This window comes from Mesorhizobium sp. B2-8-3 (assembly GCF_006440815.1).
Lineage (GTDB): Bacteria > Pseudomonadota > Alphaproteobacteria > Rhizobiales > Rhizobiaceae > Mesorhizobium.
This window is the reverse complement of record NZ_VFTW01000038.1, coordinates 1-19,328: the sequence shown is the minus strand read 5'-3', so window position 1 is coordinate 19,328 and position 19,328 is coordinate 1. Positions and strand designations below refer to the sequence as shown.

At 64.2% G+C, this 19,328-nt stretch carries 17 protein-coding genes; 12 read left to right on the top strand and 5 right to left on the bottom strand.

Features of this window, described 5'->3' with window-relative positions; genetic code table 11:
- Positions 1-291 precede the first annotated feature (291 nt).
- The gene (locus tag FJ418_RS30190) at positions 292-1,170 is read left to right on the top strand and encodes a DUF2865 domain-containing protein (RefSeq protein WP_246683276.1); all 879 of its coding nucleotides are present in this window, start codon (positions 292-294) and stop codon (positions 1,168-1,170) included.
- A 58-nt stretch (positions 1,171-1,228) separates the two neighbouring features.
- Here the strand turns inward: FJ418_RS30190 and FJ418_RS30185 are convergent, their stop codons facing one another.
- On the bottom strand, positions 1,229-1,576 hold the full coding sequence (locus tag FJ418_RS30185; RefSeq protein WP_246683275.1) for a hypothetical protein: 348 nt from the start codon (positions 1,574-1,576) through the stop codon (positions 1,229-1,231).
- Positions 1,577-1,774: 198 nt separating this feature from the next.
- Between FJ418_RS30185 and FJ418_RS30180 the strand changes: the two genes are divergently transcribed.
- The 7 genes from FJ418_RS30180 to phoB all read left to right on the top strand — a co-directional run bounded on the left by FJ418_RS30180 (position 1,775) and on the right by phoB (position 10,917).
- Positions 1,775-5,140, top strand: a complete 3,366-nt coding sequence (locus FJ418_RS30180) for a response regulator (protein WP_246683274.1) — start codon at positions 1,775-1,777, stop codon at positions 5,138-5,140.
- A 578-nt stretch (positions 5,141-5,718) separates the two neighbouring features.
- Entirely contained in the window at positions 5,719-6,777 is a 1,059-nt protein-coding gene (pstS, locus tag FJ418_RS30175; protein WP_140871860.1) for a phosphate ABC transporter substrate-binding protein PstS, read from the top strand.
- 64 nt (positions 6,778-6,841) lie between these two features.
- Positions 6,842-7,828: a phosphate ABC transporter permease subunit PstC gene (gene pstC, locus FJ418_RS30170; protein ID WP_140647907.1), complete on the top strand. Its 987-nt coding sequence runs from the start codon at positions 6,842-6,844 to the stop codon at positions 7,826-7,828.
- Between the two features lie 3 nt (positions 7,829-7,831).
- Complete coding sequence (gene pstA / locus FJ418_RS30165; RefSeq protein ID WP_140647908.1) at positions 7,832-8,683, top strand: phosphate ABC transporter permease PstA; 852 nt, start codon at positions 7,832-7,834, stop codon at positions 8,681-8,683.
- A complete protein-coding gene (pstB, locus tag FJ418_RS30160; RefSeq protein WP_140647909.1) occupies positions 8,680-9,483 on the top strand; it encodes a phosphate ABC transporter ATP-binding protein PstB in 804 nt (267 codons plus the stop codon). The genes pstA and pstB overlap by 4 nt, the downstream gene beginning before the upstream one ends.
- A gap of 20 nt (positions 9,484-9,503) precedes the next feature.
- Complete coding sequence (phoU, locus tag FJ418_RS30155) at positions 9,504-10,211, top strand: phosphate signaling complex protein PhoU (RefSeq protein WP_140647910.1); 708 nt, start codon at positions 9,504-9,506, stop codon at positions 10,209-10,211.
- A 16-nt stretch (positions 10,212-10,227) separates the two neighbouring features.
- Positions 10,228-10,917: a phosphate regulon transcriptional regulator PhoB gene (phoB, locus tag FJ418_RS30150; protein WP_010911896.1), complete on the top strand. Its 690-nt coding sequence runs from the start codon at positions 10,228-10,230 to the stop codon at positions 10,915-10,917.
- A gap of 321 nt (positions 10,918-11,238) precedes the next feature.
- Here phoB and FJ418_RS30145 read toward each other — a convergent pair whose 3' ends face one another.
- The gene (locus FJ418_RS30145) at positions 11,239-12,480 is read right to left on the bottom strand and encodes an ROK family protein (protein ID WP_140648124.1); all 1,242 of its coding nucleotides are present in this window, start codon (positions 12,478-12,480) and stop codon (positions 11,239-11,241) included.
- Between the two features lie 270 nt (positions 12,481-12,750).
- On the opposite strand from FJ418_RS30145, the gene xylF reads away from it, so the two are divergent.
- From xylF to FJ418_RS30125, 4 genes are all read left to right on the top strand, one after another.
- Positions 12,751-13,791 (top strand): D-xylose ABC transporter substrate-binding protein, encoded by a 1,041-nt coding sequence (gene xylF, locus FJ418_RS30140; RefSeq protein WP_140871858.1) that lies wholly within the window; start codon positions 12,751-12,753, stop codon positions 13,789-13,791.
- 147 nt (positions 13,792-13,938) lie between these two features.
- A complete protein-coding gene (locus tag FJ418_RS30135; RefSeq protein ID WP_140871856.1) occupies positions 13,939-15,291 on the top strand; it encodes a sugar ABC transporter permease in 1,353 nt (450 codons plus the stop codon).
- 76 nt (positions 15,292-15,367) lie between these two features.
- Positions 15,368-16,168, top strand: a complete 801-nt coding sequence (locus FJ418_RS30130) for an ATP-binding cassette domain-containing protein (protein ID WP_140657998.1) — start codon at positions 15,368-15,370, stop codon at positions 16,166-16,168.
- A gap of 124 nt (positions 16,169-16,292) precedes the next feature.
- Entirely contained in the window at positions 16,293-17,933 is a 1,641-nt protein-coding gene (locus FJ418_RS30125) for a CHASE domain-containing protein (RefSeq protein WP_140871854.1), read from the top strand.
- 77 nt (positions 17,934-18,010) lie between these two features.
- Here the strand turns inward: FJ418_RS30125 and FJ418_RS30120 are convergent, their stop codons facing one another.
- The 3 genes from FJ418_RS30120 to FJ418_RS32125 form a co-directional block, all read right to left on the bottom strand.
- A complete protein-coding gene (locus FJ418_RS30120) occupies positions 18,011-18,256 on the bottom strand; it encodes a YMGG-like glycine zipper-containing protein (protein WP_140648119.1) in 246 nt (81 codons plus the stop codon).
- 83 nt (positions 18,257-18,339) lie between these two features.
- The gene (locus FJ418_RS30115; RefSeq protein ID WP_140657994.1) at positions 18,340-18,666 is read right to left on the bottom strand and encodes a hypothetical protein; all 327 of its coding nucleotides are present in this window, start codon (positions 18,664-18,666) and stop codon (positions 18,340-18,342) included.
- A 123-nt stretch (positions 18,667-18,789) separates the two neighbouring features.
- A complete protein-coding gene (locus FJ418_RS32125; RefSeq protein ID WP_181167148.1) occupies positions 18,790-18,960 on the bottom strand; it encodes a hypothetical protein in 171 nt (56 codons plus the stop codon).
- Positions 18,961-19,328: the final 368 nt, after the last annotated feature.

The window sequence follows — 19,328 nt, the reverse complement described above, 5'->3', positions numbered from 1 at the left end:
GCCGGTCAAAGGTTTCATCAGCAGTCCGTGATCGCGCAGCGGCCCTGCTTTGGCCGACCTGAAAATGGTTTTTCGGCTACTGTCTCAATCTTGAAATGAAAGCGTAATATTCGCTTCACAAGCTTTGGCGTAACACTTGAATCATATAGGTGAGTTCCCGGCTAAGCTTTGTGTATATGAGTTATCTCTCAATTAGCTTGTATCAATTAAATCTTCGAACAGGGGTGGCGCCCGATGACGAGGTTGCGGCTTCTTAAGATATCATTGCTGGTGGTCATGGCGATCTTGGCGATGACGCAGGTTTCTTATGCCGATTCTTGCTCGGCGCTGAGAAGCCAGATCCTGTCCGGTGGCCGCGACGCGGCGAGCCCCGAGCTTGGGCAACTGCGGCGCCAGCTCGCCGCGATCCAGGGGCTGGAGAGGCAGCGCCGCTGCAGCGCCGTCGGCGCCGTCGGGGGCTTCTTCAATGCCTGCGCGGATCTTGCCCGGAATCGGACCGAGGTGCAGCGCCGGATCGCCAGCATCGGCAATTCCGGCCGCGACTCCTCCGGGTTGCAGGCGAGATACGTGGCGCTTGGCTGTCAGGGGGCTCCCAAGCGGCAGCAGGCGCCGCAGCAGCAGGCGTCCAACCCAGAGGCTTCCACCCCGGCATATGGCGGGAATGCGATGCTGTTTTGCGTTCGCCTCTCGGACGGCTATTTCTTCCCTGCACCGAATTCGCAATTCGCGCGAGGCGGGGACCTCAAAGATACGGTCGATCAATGCCGCTACATCTGCGACGATGCGGGTGTCGATCTCTATACGCTGAGCGATCCGAGCCTTGAGACCGACCAGATGGTCGCGGTCGAGACGCGCAAGCCCTATACCGAACTCCCAACCGCCTTCCGCTATCGCGATGCCGCCGAGTTCAAGGCCTGCGACCTCAAGCGCTACTCCCAGCGAGTGGCCGAGCTCAGGGCGCGCACGGTGAGGCCGCGCAACATGGAAAACGCCATCATTCCCTTGCCGACATCAAGGCCGGACATGGGCACGGTCTCGGAGATTCCATCGAGCGGTGCTCAGGGCGCGGGAGCGGATGCGACCAGCTCGATCGCGCAGCCCGAGGCGCTTGTCCCGGCAGATGCAAAGCCGGTGCGCGTGGTCGGGCCGGCCTTCTTCCCCGCGAATTGATCGGGCCATCTTCCCCTGCCTTGCGGCAGGGCCGCCTGGCTATTTTGACCAGGCAACATTATTCGCAGACGACCCGGTAGCGCTTGCCGTTTTCGCCGACATTCCTGCAGGCGAGGGGTCTCTGCTCGCCGGAAGACTCGTCCGGCATGTCCTGGCTCAGGGATGGCGTCATCGAAGCGCGCCTGGGGTAGCGCCGGACGGCCGGGCCCGGCGGCGGGCCTGGCGGCAGAGGAAAGACGTCCGACGCGATCTGCCGCGGCCCGGTCGTTCCCGGCGGCGCCTCGTCCCAGACACGCCTGACATCCATCCGGTTGGGAACGATCACCGTGCCGTCGTCGCTGCGCACGCAGCCGCCCGCTGCAAGCAGCGCCGGGCACAGGACGAAAGCCGCGATTCGACCAAACATTAGCAACACCTCAGGCACCTTATAATGCGTCGTTGCCTCGATCGCCAACGGGCGGATTATCGCAGCCGGCGCCACAACCGGAATCTGGCTCAACGGGACCGGCGGCAGGCGGTTGCAATCATTATGGTTAGCGGATCGTTAATGCTTGTCGGGCACATTCCGCCGACGGACCGGCACGGTTCGGTCCTGGGGGTAGGAATGGCGGACACGGACGGAACTGTCGAGGCGGACAGCGCGCGGAGCTTCAACAAGGCGGATATGCGCGACAACGGGGCCTTTCTCGGTGGCGTCCACGATATGGCCGGGACTTCGGAGGCGCTTGCCAATCTGAGCCTGATGGTCGATTCGATGCCGATCGGCGTCATCGTTCTCGATGCCGAATTGCGGGCGGAGGTGGTCAACCGGGCATTCTACGATTTCTGGAAGATCGATCCGCGGCGCGCTCCGGCCGGCAGTCGCTTTCGCGACCTCATGGAAGCCAGCCGTGACGCCGATCCGTTCGGCGGCGAGGAACAGGCCTGGCAAAGCCATGTGGCCGAACGGGAGGCCGAAATCCGCGCCGGAGCCGCGGGGTCCAGGCAGTTGCCGCGCAAGGACGGCCGCACACTGATCGCCTCGCTGGCGCCGCTTCCCGGAGGCAAGCGGCTGATCTCCTATGTCGACATCACCGACATGAAACAGCGCGAGACAGAAGCGGAGGACGCACGCAGGAACCTCGCCACCGTGCTGGAGTCGCTGCCGGCCGGCGTCATCATCTACGATCGCGACGATCGCTTCGTCTTCGCCAACCGCAAGCTGCAGGATACGCTGCCGGCGCTGAAGCCGGCCTGGCAGCCGGGCCGCACATTCCGCGAGGCGTTGTCTCTCGGCCATTCGGTCGGCTACTTCCGCTCGAGCGGCGACGCCGAAATCGACGGTCTGTATGGCGTCGACACCGAACGCTGGCTTGACGCCATGCTCACGCGCTACCGTTTGCCGAGCTCCGCCTACGAACGCCTCAACGCCGACGGGCGCTGGTACCAGGTCTATGACATGCGCACCGACGACGGGACGTTCATCGGCGTGCGCGTCGATATCACCGACATCAAGACGCGCGAGAAGGCGTTGCGCGACTCCATGCGCCAGATCGACCTCTACCGGCACGTGATGGACGAGCTGCCCGTGGCCGCCTTCATCAAGGCCGACGATCTCAGCATTGAATTCGTCAACAAGGCCTGGTGCGCGCTGACCGGCTTCGCCAAGGACGAGGTGCTCGGCAAGACGGATCGCGAGCTTTTCGCGTCGGAAGAGGCGGACGGTTTCAGCAATGACGACACCGACGTCGTGGCGACCGGCTCGGGGCGCGAGATCGAGGAGGCCGTCACCCACCGCGACGGCACGGTCCGGCAGCTGATGACGCGCAAGAGCCGGCTGGTGGCGATCGACGGCTCCGTGCATCTGGTCGGCTCCAGCACCGACATCACCGACGTCAAGGCGCGCGAGCAGGCGCTCCGGCAGAGCATGAGCGAGAACGAGGTGTTCCGCAGCCTCATCGACAAGGTGCCGGTGTCGATCTACGCCAAGCGCTCGGACCTCAGGCAGTTCTACGTCAACAAGGGCTGGTGCGATCTCACCGGCTTCAGCAAGGAAGAAGCCGTCGGCAAGACCGATGTCGAGATTTTCGGCGCGGACGGCGAAGCCTTCGTCGCCAGCGACCTGGCCGTGCTGCGCACCGGCGAGACGCAGGAGATCGAAGAGACGGTGACGATGCCGGACGGCAGCGTCAGGCACCAGTTCGCCCGCAAGGGCGCGATGATCGCCTCTGACGGCTCGCTCTATCTGATCGGCTCCACCACCGACATCACCGAGCTCAAGCAGCGCGAGGCCGAGCTCAGCGAGGCGCGCCGGCGCGCCGTGCTCGCCGACCGGGCCAAGTCGGAATTCCTCGCCAATATGAGCCACGAGATCCGCACGCCGATGAATGGGGTTCTTGGAATGGCAGAGCTGCTGGCAAAGTCGGACCTCGATCCGAAGCAGAAGACGTTCACCGACATCATCGTCAAATCCGGCAACGCGCTGCTCACCATCATCAACGACATCCTCGATTTCTCCAAGATCGATGCCGGCCAGATGGTGCTCGACCCGGCGCCCTTCAATCTCGCCGAGGCGATAGAGGATGTGGCGACGCTGGTGTCGACGCGCGCCAAGGAGAAGGACCTCGAGCTCATCGTCCGTGTCCAGCCGGGGCTCGACGGCCAGTTCGTCGGCGATGTCGGCCGGATCAGGCAGATCGTCACCAACCTGCTCGGCAACGCCGTGAAGTTCACCGACGAGGGCCATGTCCTGGTCGACGTGACGGGCGACCGGGTCCCCGCGGGCACGAAGCTCACCATTTCCGTGACGGATACCGGTATCGGCATTCCGGAAGACAAGCTGAAGCTGGTGTTCGAGAAATTCAGCCAGGTCGACACCTCCTCGACCAGGCGGCATGAGGGCACCGGGCTTGGCCTTGCCATCACCTCGCGGCTGGTCGAGATGATGGGCGGCGAGATCGGCGTCGACAGCGCCGAAGGCAAGGGCTCCACCTTCTGGTTCACCGTCACGCTGCCCAGGGCCGAGCAGGGCGGGCAGCGCATCATGCCGGTCGATGTCACCGGCGCGCGCGTGCTCATCGTCGACGACAACGCCGTCAACCGCTCGATCCTGAGCGAGCAGATGGCGTCGTGGACGTTCGATTCCTGCGCGGCCGAAAGCGGCGCCGAGGGGTTGAAGGTGCTGATTGCCGCCGCCGCCTATGGCGTGCCGGTCGATTGCGTGGTGCTCGACTATCAGATGCCCGGCATGACCGGCGCCGAGATGGCGCGCATCGTGCGCAACACGGCGGGCCTGGCGCATACGCCCATCATCATGCTGACCTCGGTCGACCAGTCGCTTGCCGGCACGGCCTATCGCGACCTCGGCATCGATGCGCAACTGATCAAGCCGGCGCGCTCCTCCATTCTCCTGGAAACGCTGGTCTCGACCATCCAGCGCCACCGCCACAGCAGCACGGCCGCGCAGCCGCAACCCGTCATTGGCGCCGGCAGCTCCCCGCAAGCCGCTCCGGCGCAGACGGCGGCATCGGACCGCGCCATGCTGCAGCCGCCGCCGGCGCGGGCGCGTCCACGCCCTGCCGATGCGGAGCGCGGGCTCGACATCCTCGTCGCCGAGGACAATGAGGTGAACCAGATGGTGTTCACCCAGATCCTCGGCGAGACCGGTTACCGCTTCGAGATCGTCGGCAATGGCCGCAAGGCGCTCGACGCCTTCGGCAGGCTCAATCCGCGCATGATCCTGATGGACGTGTCGATGCCGGAAATGAACGGGCTGGAGGCGACGGGCGCCATCCGCAGGCTCGAGGAGGACATGGGCACGCATGTGCCGATCGTCGGCGTCACCGCGCACGCGCTGAAGGGCGACCGCGAACGCTGCCTGGAGGCCGGCATGGACGATTACCTGCCGAAGCCGATCAGTCCGCGGGCGCTGCTCGAAAAGCTCGAGCGATGGCTGGGCTCGGACGTCGAGACCCGGCGCAACGCAGGTTAGAGCAATATCGGGAAAAGCGTGAAACGCTCAGGCTCCGGCGCCTTCGCGTAGCCGTCCGTCCCGGAACTGCGCGAAATCAAGAGTCAAGGCGGATTTTAGCCGGCTGGCGGGCGCAGGGCGTTGACGCATGCGTATGGTGCGATCGCACCATATCAAAGCAAACGCCAAGCTCGGACAATCGTGACATTGATTCCGCTCTTCGGTTACGGGCGGGAGCAGCGACCGCCAACAAGAAACAGCGTCGACTCTACCCCAACGGACCTGTTTTCGGCGATGGCCAGGCCATGATCCGCTCTGGCATTCAGGCAACGCACTCTCGTCCGGATTTTATTTCCCGGCGGCCGTCATCCGGCCGCCGGGATAAATTTTGTTTCAAAAGTCAGACAAGTTACTGATTCCCGCGGCAAACTCCGGCCGGTCCTTCGAGGCCGCCGCGGACCCTTCCGAGCATCCCCGTTCAGGCGTTACCGGGCTGACACGAAACTGTCATGCGACTGTAATAATCGAAGGCTATTGCGCTCACCGGGCGCCGATAGAACGGGTGCCGAAAGACCATCTTCCGAACAGGAGCAGGCCACATGAGACATTTCATCCGCTCGGCGGCCGTTGCGATTGCAATGGCTGCGGCATCAACCCTTAGCATCTCCGCCGCAATGGCAGCCGATATCTCCGGCGCCGGCGCCACTTTCCCCTATCCGATCTATGCGAAGTGGGCCGACGCCTACAAGAAGGAGACCGGCATCGGTCTCAACTACCAGTCGATCGGCTCCGGCGGCGGCATCAAGCAGATCAAGGCCAAGACCGTGACCTTCGGCGCTTCCGACGCGCCGCTGAAGGGCGAGGATCTGGACTCCACCGGGCTCGCGCAGTTCCCGATGGTGATGGGCGGCATCGTTCCGGTCGTCAATCTCGAAGGCATCAAGCCGGGCGAACTGGTGCTCGACGGTCCGACGCTGGCCGACATCTTCGCCGGCAAGATCACCAACTGGAACGACGAAGCGATCAAGAAGCTCAACCCCGACGCCAAGCTGCCCGACCAGGCGATCGCCGTCGTCCACCGTTCGGACGGCTCAGGCACCACGTTCAACTTCAGCTACTACCTGGCCGACGTCAGCGCCGACTGGAAGTCGAAGGTCGGCGTCAACACCGCGCTCGAATGGCCGGTGGGCATCGGCGCCAAGGGCAATGAAGGCGTCGCCAACAACGTCTCGCAGACCGGCGGCGCGATCGGTTACGTCGAATACGCCTATGCCAAGCAGAACAAGCTGACCTACACCGACCTGATCAACAAGGACGGCAAGAAGGTCGAGCCGACCGCCGCCGCGTTCTCGGCCGCCGCGGCCAATGCCGACTGGAGCTCGCAGCCGGGCTACGGCGTCATCCTGGCCAACCAGGCCGGTGCTGAATCCTGGCCGATGACGTCGGCCACCTGGATCCTCGTCTACAAGAAGCCCGACGACACTGCGGCCACGACCGAAGCGCTCAAGTTCTTCGCCTGGTCCTATGCCAAGGGCGACGAGCTGGCCGCGGGCCTGGACTACGTTCCGATGCCCGACGCGGTCGTGAAGAGCGTCGAGGAAATGTGGGGCAAGGACATCGTCGACGCGAGCGGCAAGCCGCTCTACTCCGGCATGTAATTCCTAGCGAATAAGGAGGGCGTCTCCGGCGCCCTCCTGTCTCTTTCGAAATGCGAGGGGCTAAATGACAGCCGTTTCCGACGCCGCGACATCGTCCGCCCTGCGGACCAGGGAAGCGACAGTGCGCCGCTTCGCCTTCACCGACATGGCATTCCGGACGGCCACGCGCCTTTCCGCCATCCTCGTGCTGGTTCTGCTCGGCGGGGTCGCGATCTCGCTGGTCGCCGGCTCGTGGGAGGCGCTGTCGAAGTTCGGCTTCTCCTTCCTGACCACCGAATCCTGGAACCCGGTCACCGAGAATTTCGGCGCCCTGGCGCCCATCTACGGCACCATCGTCACCTCGGCCATCGCCATTCTCATCGCTGTGCCGATCGGCATCGGCATCGCCATCTTTCTGACCGAGCTCTGCCCGCGTCCGCTCAGGCGCCCGATCGCCATCGCGGTCGAGCTGCTCGCAGGCATTCCCTCGATCATCTACGGCATCTGGGGCCTGTTCGTGTTCGCGCCGTTCCTGCAGACGACGATCCAGCCCTTCGTCATCTGGCTCTTCAAAGGCATCCCCGGCCTCAACAGCCTGTTTGCCGGCCCGCCCTACGGCATCGGCCTGCTGACCTCGTCGCTGATCCTTGCCATCATGGTGCTGCCCTTCATCACCTCGATCACCAAGGACGTGTTCGACACGGTGCCGGCGGTGCTGAAGGAATCGGCATACGGCATCGGCTGCACGACCTGGGAAGTGACCCGGCGCGTGACCATCCCCTATACCCGCGTCGGCATCATGGGCGGCGTCATGCTCGGCCTCGGCCGCGCGCTCGGCGAGACGATGGCGGTTACCTTCGTCATCGGCAACGCGCACCGCATCAGCGCCTCGCTGTTTGCGCCGGGCACGACGATCTCGGCGACCATCGCCAACGAATTCACCGAAGCCGACGGCAATCTCTATACATCCTCGCTTGTATCGCTCGGCCTGATCCTGTTCATCATCACCTTCATCATCCTCGCGCTTGCACGCTACATGCTGTTGCGCATCGATAGCCGCACGGGAGCCTGACCGATGTCGACTGCCGCATCGCTTCACCAAAGCCGCAAACGCAAGAATGCCGTGATGATGGCGCTGTGCGTCGTCGCGGCCGGCATCGGCCTCGCCTGGCTGGCGCTGATCCTCGGCGCCTTGCTCTACAAGGGGCTCTCCGGGGTGAACCTGGCGGTGTTCACTGAAATGACGCCGCCGCCCGGCGACGCCGGCGGCCTGCTCAACGCCATCTACGGCAGCATCGTCATGACGATCATCGGCATCGTCGTCGGCACGCCGATCGGCGTGCTGGCTGGCACCTACATGGCCGAATATGGCCGCTTCTCGAAGCTCACGACGGTGGTGCGCTTCATCAACGACATCCTGTTGTCTGCGCCATCGATCATCATCGGCCTGTTCGTCTATGAGCTGATGGTGCGGCCGATGGGGCACTTCTCGGCGATTGCCGGCGCCGTCGCGCTGTCGATCCTGGTGATCCCCGTCGTGGTGCGCACCACCGAGGACATGCTGAACCTTGTGCCCAACGCGCTGCGCGAAGCAGGCGCCGCCATCGGCGCGCCGCGCTGGGTGGTGATCCGCTCCGTCGCCTACCGCGCGGCAATGTCGGGCATCGTCACCGGAATCCTGCTGGCGATCGCCCGCATCTCCGGCGAGACGGCGCCGCTTCTCTTCACCGCGCTCAACAACCAGTTCTGGTCGAGCAATCTCAATGCGCCGATGGCCAGCCTGCCGGTGACCATCTTCCAGTTCGCTCTCAGCCCTTACGAGGAATGGCAGCAACTGGCCTGGACGGGCGCACTCATAATCACCCTGACGGTTCTCGGGCTGAGCATCATCGCCCGCAGCCTAACCGGACGCAGAGAGGACAGATGAAACCGATGTTGTCCACCGACCTGAACGCAGCCGATACGACCGTCGAGAAGGCCAAGATCGAGGTCAAGAACCTCAATTTCTACTATGGCCAGTCGAAGGCGCTGAAGGACATCAACCTGTCCCTGCCCGAGCGCAGCGTGACAGCCTTCATCGGCCCGTCGGGCTGCGGGAAGTCGACGCTGCTGCGCGTGCTCAACCGCATCTACGAGCTCTATCCGAAGCAGAGCGCCGAGGGCCAGGTGCTGCTCGACGGCAAGAACATCCTCGACCGCTCGCAGGACCTCAACCTGCTGCGCACCAAGATCGGCATGGTGTTCCAGAAGCCGACGCCGTTCCCGATGTCGATCTACGAGAACATCGCCTTCGGCGTCAGGCTCTATGAGAAGATCAGCAAGGCCGAGATGGATAGCCGCGTCGAGCAGGCGCTGAAGCGCGCCGCGCTGTGGACCGAGGTCAAGGACAAGCTCAACGCCAGCGGCCTCAGCCTCTCGGGCGGCCAGCAGCAGCGCCTGTGCATCGCCCGCACCGTGGCGGTGAAGCCCGAGGTCATCCTGCTCGACGAGCCGGCCTCGGCGCTCGATCCGCTGTCGACCGCCAAGATCGAGGAACTGATCGACGAGTTGCAGGCCGACTACACGATCGTCATCGTCACCCACAACATGCAGCAGGCGGCGCGCGTGTCGCGGCAGACGGCGTTCATGTATCTGGGCGAGCTGGTGGAGTTCGACCGGACCGAGAAGATCTTCACCTCGCCTCGCGAGAAGCGCACGCAGGACTACATAACCGGCCGCTTCGGCTGAGTTCATACGAGGACATCATCATGGCCGAACATACCGTCGCCTCCTTCGACGAGGATCTGAGGCAGATCAGCCGGCTCATCAACGACATGGGCGATCTCGCCAGCTCCATGGTCGGCGGTGCGACCAGGGCGCTGCTCGAGACCGACAATGCGCTGGCGCAGCGCGTCGTCTCCGACGACGCCATCATGGACGCTCGTCAGCGCGAGCTCGACGACCGCGCCATCACGCTGATCGCCAAGCGGCAGCCGATGGCGGACGACCTGCGCAACGTGGTCGGCTCGATCCGCATGGCGGGCGACCTCGAACGCATCGGCGATCTCGCCAAGAACATCGCCAAGCGCGTCGGCTCGGTCGGCGTCAGCGCCGCGCCGCGCGACCTCACGCATTCGATCGATTCGATGGCGCAGCTGGTGCTGATCCAGGTCCAGGCCGTGATCCAGGAATACATGGTGGGCGATGCCACGGCGCTGGCCAAGCTTCGCAACGACGACGAGCGCATCGACGTCAAATACACGTCCGTCTTCCGCGAGCTGTTGACCTACATGATGGAAGACCCGCGCAACATCACCGCTTGCACGCATCTTCTGTTCTGCGCCAAGAACCTCGAGCGCATCGGCGACCATGTGACCAACATCGCCGAGAATGCCTATTATGTGCTGACCGGCACGCAATTGCCCGCCAATCGTCCGAAGCAGGACGAGACCGCAATGTCGGCGCCGGCGGCCTGACGAAAAGGTTACCCCAATGATCGCGCCACGCATCATGGTGGTGGAGGACGAGGAGCCGCTGGGGGTGCTGCTCCGCTACAATCTCGAATCCGAGGGTTACCAGGTCGAAGTGGTGACCCGCGGCGACGAGGCCGAAATCCGCCTTCAGGAAAACGTTCCCGACCTGCTCGTGCTCGACTGGATGGTGCCGGCGGTTTCCGGCATCGAGCTCTGCCGGCGTCTCAGGATGCGGCCCGAGACCGAGCGGCTGCCGATCATCATGCTGACGGCGCGCGGCGAGGAAAGCGACCGCGTGCGCGGCCTCTCGACCGGCGCCGACGACTATCTGGTCAAGCCATTCTCGACGCCGGAGTTCATGGCGCGCGTCAAGGCGCTGCTGCGCCGCGCCAAGCCGGAGGTGCTGTCCAGCGTGCTCAAGGTCGGCGACATCGTGCTCGACCGCGAATCGCACCGGGTCTACCGCAAGAAGAGCGAGATCAGGCTCGGCCCGACCGAGTTCCGCCTGCTCGAATTCATGATGCGTCATCCCGGCCGCGTGTTCTCGCGCAGCCAGCTGCTCGACAATGTCTGGGGCGAGACGATCTATATCGACGAGCGCACCGTGGACGTCCATGTCGGGCGCCTGCGCAAGGCGGTCAACAACGGCCGCATGCCGGACGTCATCCGCACCATCCGCGGGGCGGGGTACGCGATCAGGGAGGATTAGTCCCGAGGGCGGAAGTTCCGACGGGATCGGCACTCCAACATTAACGCTGGTGGGTAGTCGAGACGCTTGCGCTTCGTCATCCACGGGCGGAGCAAGGAGCGTAGCGACGCAGCGCAGACCCGAGGATCCATGCCGTGACTTCCACGCGCCGCTATGGCGCAGAACTCTGCACCGCTGCACCCTACGATCGAGGTAACGGCATGGATTCCAGGGTCTGCGCGCGTCGCTTCGCTCCTTGCTCCGCCCTGGAATGACGAAGTCGCGGTGGCTTCGGCCAATCTCCAACGTTGGTGCGATTCGCGGCTTCAGCGCCATGTTCGCTCAGGCCACGTTCTTCCCGGCCCCCGCTCTGGCCTGCACCCCCGGCGCGAAAATCTCCTGATCGACGAAGGTCAGCGCGCGCATGGCGCAGCCTTCGCGGATAAGCGGCAGTTCGTTCGGCTCGGTGTCGAAGGAGATCGATTCCGAGTGCTGGCCGCCGGCGGTCTGGGCGATCGCCTCTCGCAGCGCCGGCTCGATCAGGTCGAAGGCGGCCGCGCTTACGCCGACCATGGCGACAGGCGCCGGGTCGATGAGGGCGAACAGGCTGCCGAGGCCGAAACCGAGCGCTTCGCCGGCCCGGCGATAAGCCTCCCGTTCGGGTCCGTCCTCCTGCCGGGCTTTCGCGGCCAGCGCGCGCATATCGGCGTCGCCGACGTCGGTCGGGGTGGCGTCCTCGCTTATTCCCATGGCGCTGCGCCAGATCGCGTAATTGCCGGCATAGGCCTCGACGCAGCCGCGGCGGCCGCAGCGGCAAAGCGCGCCGCCCGGACGATGGATCATATGGCCGAACTCGCCGCCGGAGGAATGCGTGCCGCTGAACAGCGCGCCCTTCAGCACAAGGCCCATGCCGATACCGTGCGAGAGCAGGATGGCGATGAAGTCGTCGCGATAGCGCTCGGGATCGCGCCATTGCAGCGCCACCGCCATCATGTTGCAGTCGTTCTCCATGGTGGCGGGAATACCGAATTCCCTTTCGAGGAGGTCGGCGAAAGGGATGTCGGTCAGCGGCGTGATCGGCGACCACAGCATGGCGCGTGAATGGGAATCGGTGATGCCTTGAATGCCCATGGCGATGCGGGCGACGCTGCCCACGTCGAGGTCGGGATCCCCCAGCCGGCGCCGCACGATCGCCATGCATTCGCCGATCAGCTCGTCGCGGGGCATGACAAGCGTGTCGAGGCGCTGCTGCTCCTCGGCAACCACCTGGCCGGCATAATCGATCACGGCGACCGACAGGAAGTTCAGCGACAGCACCACGGTCAGCACCGCGGCGGCTTCGGGGTTCAGCGCCAGACCGATCTGCGGCCGGCCGCGTTTCAACGCCGTCGGCTCGCTGGCCTTGCTTTCGGTGAGAATGCCTTCCTGGATCAGATCGGCGGAGATCGCCGAAATGGTCGAGTGGCTGAGCCCGGTGGTGGCAGCAATCTCCGTGCGCGAGGGCTGGCCGGCGCGGCGCACGGCCGAAATCACCATGGCGCGGTTGCGCCGGCGCAAATCGTCGTGACGGATTCCGACCGACATCGTCTCGCACGTCCTCCCAGTCATCGCGGCCTTGTGATGATGATGCCATGGCCTGTCGGTGACATGCTAGGGATAGTGGCAGAAGCCGCAGCCTGTGTCATTATTTATTGCGGATGTCGAAAAAAATGCCCTGACCCATCAAAACCCATCAGAATCGCAGTTGACAGCGTCGTTTTGCTGGATCACTATTTTTTTGAGGCTCGAAAAAAAGCCTCTATGCCGGCCTTCGGGCCAGTCTGGGTCGCGCCGCACAGGCGCAGGGAGGATATCATGAAGAAATTCGCAGCCGCCATTCTGGCGGGCGTTGCCATGTCGCTGACGCTGGCGTCGGTCGCCGAGGCGAAGGACAAGGTGATCGGCGTGTCGTGGTCGAATTTCCAGGAAGAGCGCTGGAAGACCGACGAAGCGGCGATGAAGGCCGCCATTGAGGCCGCCGGCGACAAGTACATCTCGGCCGACGCGCAGTCCAATCCGGGCAAGCAGCTGACCGACGTCGAAAGCCTGATCTCGCAAGGCGCCAACGCGCTGATCATCCTGGCGCAGGATGCCTCGGCAATCGGCCCGGCGGTGCAGAAGGCGCTCGATGAAGGCATTCCGGTCGTCGGCTACGACCGCCTGATCGAGAACAAGGACGTGTTCTACCTGACCTTCGACAACAAGGAAGTCGGCCGCATGCAGGCCCGCGAGGTGTTCAAGGTCAAGCCGGAAGGCAATTATGTCTTCATCAAGGGCTCGGGCGCCGATCCGAACGCCGACTTCCTGTTCTCGGGCTCCATGGAAGTGCTGAAGGAGGCGATCGACAGCGGCAAGATCAAGAATGTCGGCGAGGCCTATACCGACGGTTGGCTGCCCGCCAACGCGCAGAAGAACATGGAGCAGTTCCTGACCGCCAACGACAACAAGGTCGACGCGGTCGTGGCGGCCAATGACGGCACCGCAGGCGGCGTCGTCGCGGCGCTGACGGCGCAAGGCCTGGCCGGCACCGTTCCGGTCTCGGGCCAGGACGGCGACCACGCGGCGCTCAACCGCATCGCGCTCGGCACGCAGACCGTGTCGGTGTGGAAAGACGCGCGCGAGCTCGGCAAGAACGCCGCCGAGATCGCCTTGCAGCTCGCCGACGGCAAGAAGATGGGCGACATCGCCGGCGCCAAGGACTTCACGACGCCCGGCGGCAACACCGTCAAGTCGCTGTTCCTGACTCCGATCGCGATCACCAAGGACAATCTCAACGTCGTCATCGACGCCGGCTGGATCAAGAAGGACGAAGTCTGCGCGGGCGTTGCCGCCGGTAGCGTCAAGGCCTGCAACTAAGTCTGCCGGCTCTCGATCAAAATCCCTGCGCCGCGGCCTGAAAGCCGCGGCGTTTTCTCAAAAAGATTTGTGTTTCCGCCTCTGGCGGATAGCTTCTAGGCTTGGCCAGGCATCCGCGCCAGACGGGCAGGCCGGCGGGAGGAAATCATGACCGACACGACGTCTACCCAACCGGCGGACACCGCGCGCGCGTCGGAACTCGGCGCCGTCGCCCGGTTCCTGAAGGCGACCGAGCTCGATACCCGCATGCTCGGCATGATCGGCGCGCTGCTCTTGATCTGGATCGGGCTGCATGTGATTTCCAGCCTGCGCCTCGGCGTCAATCCGCTCGACTTCGACAGCCGCACGTTTCTCACGCCGCGCAACCTGTGGAACCTGTCGGTGCAGACTTCGGCCGTGGCGATCATGGCCTCCGGCATGGTGCTGGTCATCGTCATGCGCAACATCGACCTGTCGGTCGGATCGGCCGAAGGGGTGATCGGCATGGTCATGGGCTTTGCCCAGGTGCATTTCCTGGTGCGCTTCGTCGGGCTTGAGCTGGGCAATCCGTGGATATGGGTGCTGGCATTGCTGATCGGCCTGGCGCTCGGCCTCATCATCGGCGCCTTCCAGGGCTTCATCATCGCCTATCTCGAAGTGCCGGCCTTCATCGTGACGCTGGGCGGATTGCTGGTATGGCGTGGCGCTGCCTGGTGGGTCACCAGCGGCCAGACGGTGGCGCCGCTCGACGCCACCTTCCAGCTGATGGGCGGCGGCCCGGCGGGCTCGATCGGCGCCAGATGGAGCTGGGCCGTCGGCATCGTCGCCTGCCTGGCGGTTATCTTCATGCATTTCAACGGCCGCGTGCAGCGCAAGCGCTTCCGCTTCCCGCTGCGTCCGGTCTGGGCCGAGACGCTGCTCGCCACGGTCACTTGCGCGGTCATCCTGGGCGCGGTGTGGCTCGCCAATTCCTATCCGTGGCCGGTCGGTATCGTGAACCGCTACGCCGCCGCCAACAACATCGCCGTTCCCGAAGGCGGGCTGTTCATCGCGCATGGCATCGCCATTCCGGTGCTGATGGCCGTTGCCGTCGGCCTGATCATGACCTTCGTCACCAAGCGCACGCGTTTCGGCCGCTACGTCTTCGCCATCGGCGGCAATCCGGAAGCAGCCAATCTCGCCGGCATCAACACGCGCTGGATCACCATGAAGGTGTTCATGATCATGGGCGTGCTGGCGACGATCGCGGCGGCGATCTCGTCGGCCAGGCAGAACTCCTCGACAAATGTGCTGGGGACGCTGGACGAACTGCTGGTCATTGCCGCGGCAGTCATCGGGGGCACGTCGCTCGCCGGCGGTTCCGGCACCGTGCTCGGCGCCATGCTGGGCGCATTGCTGATGCAGTCGCTGCAGTCCGGCATGGTGCTGCTCGGCGTCGATTCGCCGCTGCAGAGCATCGTCGTCGGCGCCGTACTGGTCGTCGCGGTCTGGCTCGACACCATCTATCGCAAGCGTGTCTGAGCATGATGCCGAAAAGTGGAAACCGGTTTTCGGACGAGACCATGCTCAAGCATGGACTATAGGGAGGAGAAGGATCATGGCTGACAAAATCGCTCCCGCCGGCGTTCCGCTGGTCGACATGCGCAACATCTCGATCGCCTTCGGCGGCATCCGCGCCGTCGACGACGCCTCGGTCGATCTTTTCCCCGGCGAAGTGATGGCGCTGCTCGGCCACAATGGCGCGGGCAAATCGACGCTGATCAAGATCCTGTCCGGCGCCTACAAGCGCGACAGCGGGCAGATATTCATCAATGGCGAGGAGGCTTCGATCTCCAATCCGCGCGATGCCAAGAAATATGGCGTCGAGACGATCTACCAGACGCTGGCGCTGGCCGACAATGTCGATGCCGCCGCCAACCTGTTCCTCGGCCGCGAGCTGATGACGGGCTGGGGCACGCTGGACGACGTCGCCATGGAAGCCGAGGCGCGCAAGGTGATGGGCCGCCTCAATCCACGCTTCCAGCGCTTCAAGGAGCCGGTCATCAAGCTGTCGGGCGGACAGCGGCAGTCGGTGGCGATCGCGCGCGCGATCCTGTTCAACGCCCGCATCCTGATCATGGACGAGCCGACGGCGGCGCTCGGTCCGCAAGAGACGGCGCAAGTCGGCGAACTGGTCAAGCAACTCAAGGCCGACGGCATCGGCATCTTCCTGATCAGCCACGACATCCACGACGTGTTCGAGCTCGCCGACCGGGTCTGCGTGATGAAGAACGGCCAGGTGGTCGGGACCGCGCGCACCACCGACGTCACCCAGGACGAAGTGCTCGGAATGATCATCCTGGGCAAATGCCCGCCAGGCGCCATTCCGGGTCCAGGCGCGCTGAAGATAGCGGCATGATGATAGCCGGCTAATTAACGACTGCGTGATGTACCAGCCGCAGTGATGATTTGACCGCGCCATTGTGTTGGCGCGGAGACTTGCCCATAAAGGTCGTCGACCGTCCACGGGCCGCATCCTTGATTTGAAGAAGCTCTTTCCGATCGTTGCCTTCGTCGCCGTCGCGCTGATCAGCCTGACGATGGCGGGGTTTGCCTATTTCGCGACGCAGGAGGCGGCTCGGATCAAGTTCGAGGGTACCGCCGATGACGCGCTGAGCCGCATCGAGAGCCGCATCGACCTGCATCTGTCGCTGCTGCGTTCGACGCAGGCGCTGTTCGATGCCCGCAACGGCGACATCTCGCGCGGCGAATTCAAGGCCTTCTTCACCGCGCTCGACATCGACGACAATTTCGCGGGGCTGCGCGGCATCGGCTTCATGAGGCTCGCCAAGACCGGCGACGAGGCGGCGGTGGAACGCGACATCCTGCACGACCATGGGTCGGCGCATCCGATCTATCCCGCCACGACGCAGCAATGGCGAACGCCGATCGTGCTGTTCGAGCCGCTCGACACGTCCAACCAGTCGATCATCGGTTTCGACATGTTCACCGAGCCGGTACGGCGCGCGGCGATCGAAGAGGCGATGGCGGATGACCAGCAGCATGCGAGCGGCATGGTCCAGCTCGGCCAGGGCGCCGGCGTGGCGCAGACCTTCACCGGATTCCTGGTTTTCGTGCGGCTGAACGTCGAAACCGCGCCCGACGTCATCAATGCAAGCCGCTCCTCGACGGCCGGTTTTCTTTACGTTGCCTTCCGCGCGCAGGATCTGTTCCAGGTCGCGCTCAGCCATTCGCCGCTTCTGCCGGTCAATGTCGAGGTCTATGACGGCAAGCCCGAGGCCGGCAATTTGCTGTTCCGTTCGGAGGCGCCGCCGGCGGAACGCATCGGCGCGAAGCTTTTGGCACGCCGCGATATCGTCGTGGCGGGCGAGCCGTGGACCTTGTTGTTTCGGCCGACAAGCGCATTCGAGCCGCCGTCCTCGCGCGCCATCCCGGTGATGCTCGGGCTGTTCGGGCTGCTGCTCGCCGGCGCCATCGCCTTGGTGGCGCGCTATCAGGAACGCGCCTATGACGCGAAATCGGCGCTGCACGAGGCGACCGAAAAGAGCCTGCTGGAAAAGGACCTGATCCTGCAGGAGATGAAGCACCGCATCAAGAATTCGATTACCCGCGTGCTGGCGATCGCGCGGCAGACGGCCTCGCAAGCCACCGACGTCAAGGAGTTTTCGGCTTCGTTCTCGGCGCGCCTGCAGGCCATGGCGGCATCGCAGGATATGCTCACGCGCTCGCGCTGGCAGAAAGCCGATCTCGGCGACCTGCTGCGCATCGAGCTCGGGCAGGTATTCGGCAAGGACCTTCCCGAAGGCGTGTTGTCAGGGCCGAAAGTGCTGCTGGACGAGACGACGACGCAGGCGCTCGGGCTCACCTTTCATGAACTCGCCACCAACGCGCTGAAATATGGCGAGGCCGGCGGTTCGGCCAATTCGGTCAAGGGAAGCTGGGCTCTCAAGGTCGACTGGAGCGTCGAAGGCCGCGACCGCGAGAGGACGCTGGTCCTGAACTGGCGCGAGGCGGGTCAGACGGAACTGGAGGCGCCAGTCAAGACCGGCTTCGGCACCAAGTTGATAGATCTCAACGTCACACGTGAATTGCGCGGCACGATCGCGCGCGATTATCACGACGATGGATTGAAGGTGGAAATCAGGATCCCGCTGATCGCGTGAGCGGGCCAACAGCCCTTGGCTGAATTCGAAGAGAACCGGAGGCCGGCTACCCGCCTCCGGTTCTCTTCGCTAAGGAACTAGTTGCAGCGGGCCCGGTAGGTCGTGCCGTCATGGCGGCGATACACGCAGTAGCCGTTGCGAAGGTTGCGAACCAAGAGGCCCGACCCGGCGCCGACGGCCGCGCCGATCAGCGCACCCTTGCTGCCGCCGACCAGGCCGCCCACACCGGCGCCGATCAGGCCGCCGCCGACAACGTCCTGCTCGGTCGTGGTGCAGCCGCTGACGGCGACCACAGCAACCATGGCAATGATCATCTTCCGCATAGAATTGCTCCTCACTTTTGTCCTCACTTTCGGCAGTGCCAGCGACCGTTTAGCATGAAAAAACCTGTTTTGCCTGCCAGATTCTACTGTTGCCTAACATAGTCTTTTTCGGAGCGCCCGCCGTTCGACGCGACAAGCATGCCGGACACCTCCAGCGATGCTGCCAGCGTGCCGTCGGGCCGCACGTTCCAGACGATCCGGTCGTAGTCGTCCTCCAGCGCGGGATCCACGGCGAGGCATTTGCCGATGATGCGGGGGGCCTGGCCCTGCAGGTCGCCGAGGGCGAATGGCCTTTCGGCGACGCAGGCCTGCGCCGTCTCGAAGACGCTGACGGGCACTTGGAGTTCCCGGCAATCGGCCATCGTGCTCGAACAGCCGACGACGAAGAGCAATGCGGCGATGTGTTCCATGGCTCCAAACCTCTCGCCGCCAACAACGAATCTCGGCGAACAAAAGTTCCGGGGCCGGAGCTTGAAGCGCTCCGCGCGAAATGGCGGCGCGCTGAAGTCTGGACGTCAAAGCCGCATGCGGGGTCAGAGCAGTTGCCAGGCCGCGGTCAGCGCCATGGCGGCCAGAAGCGCGATCGCGCCCAGGCGGAGCGAAAGATGCGACGACCGCGGCGCCGGCGGCGGCTCGGCATCCTGGAAGCCGCTCATCGAGACGCGGGCGGCCTGCTCCAACCTGTTCATGTCGGCAACCATCATTTCAGTCTCCCCAGGTCGCGCGGGGGGCGGATGGGGTTTCCGGCGCATCGTCAGCCGGGAGCACAGGATCGGACTTTATGGTGAACAGCCGGTTAAGGGCCTCCGCCGGCAAAGCGCTCCCTCTCCGTTTTGACGCAATTCCGGACGGACAGCTACGGCGAAGCCGCGTAAAGCGCGTAAAGCGCGTCGCGCTGAAGCGGATCCCACAGTACACGACTCATTGGGTTTTGATGGTCTTAGGGAAAGTGCTGAGCCATGCGGTTAGAGCGTTTTGGGGTGAGAAGTTGATCTATGCCCTGAGGGCGTCTAGTCCGATGCGGAACCATGACTTTTCGCGTCGGCCGTGGGCCTTTCGCTTGATGGCCTTC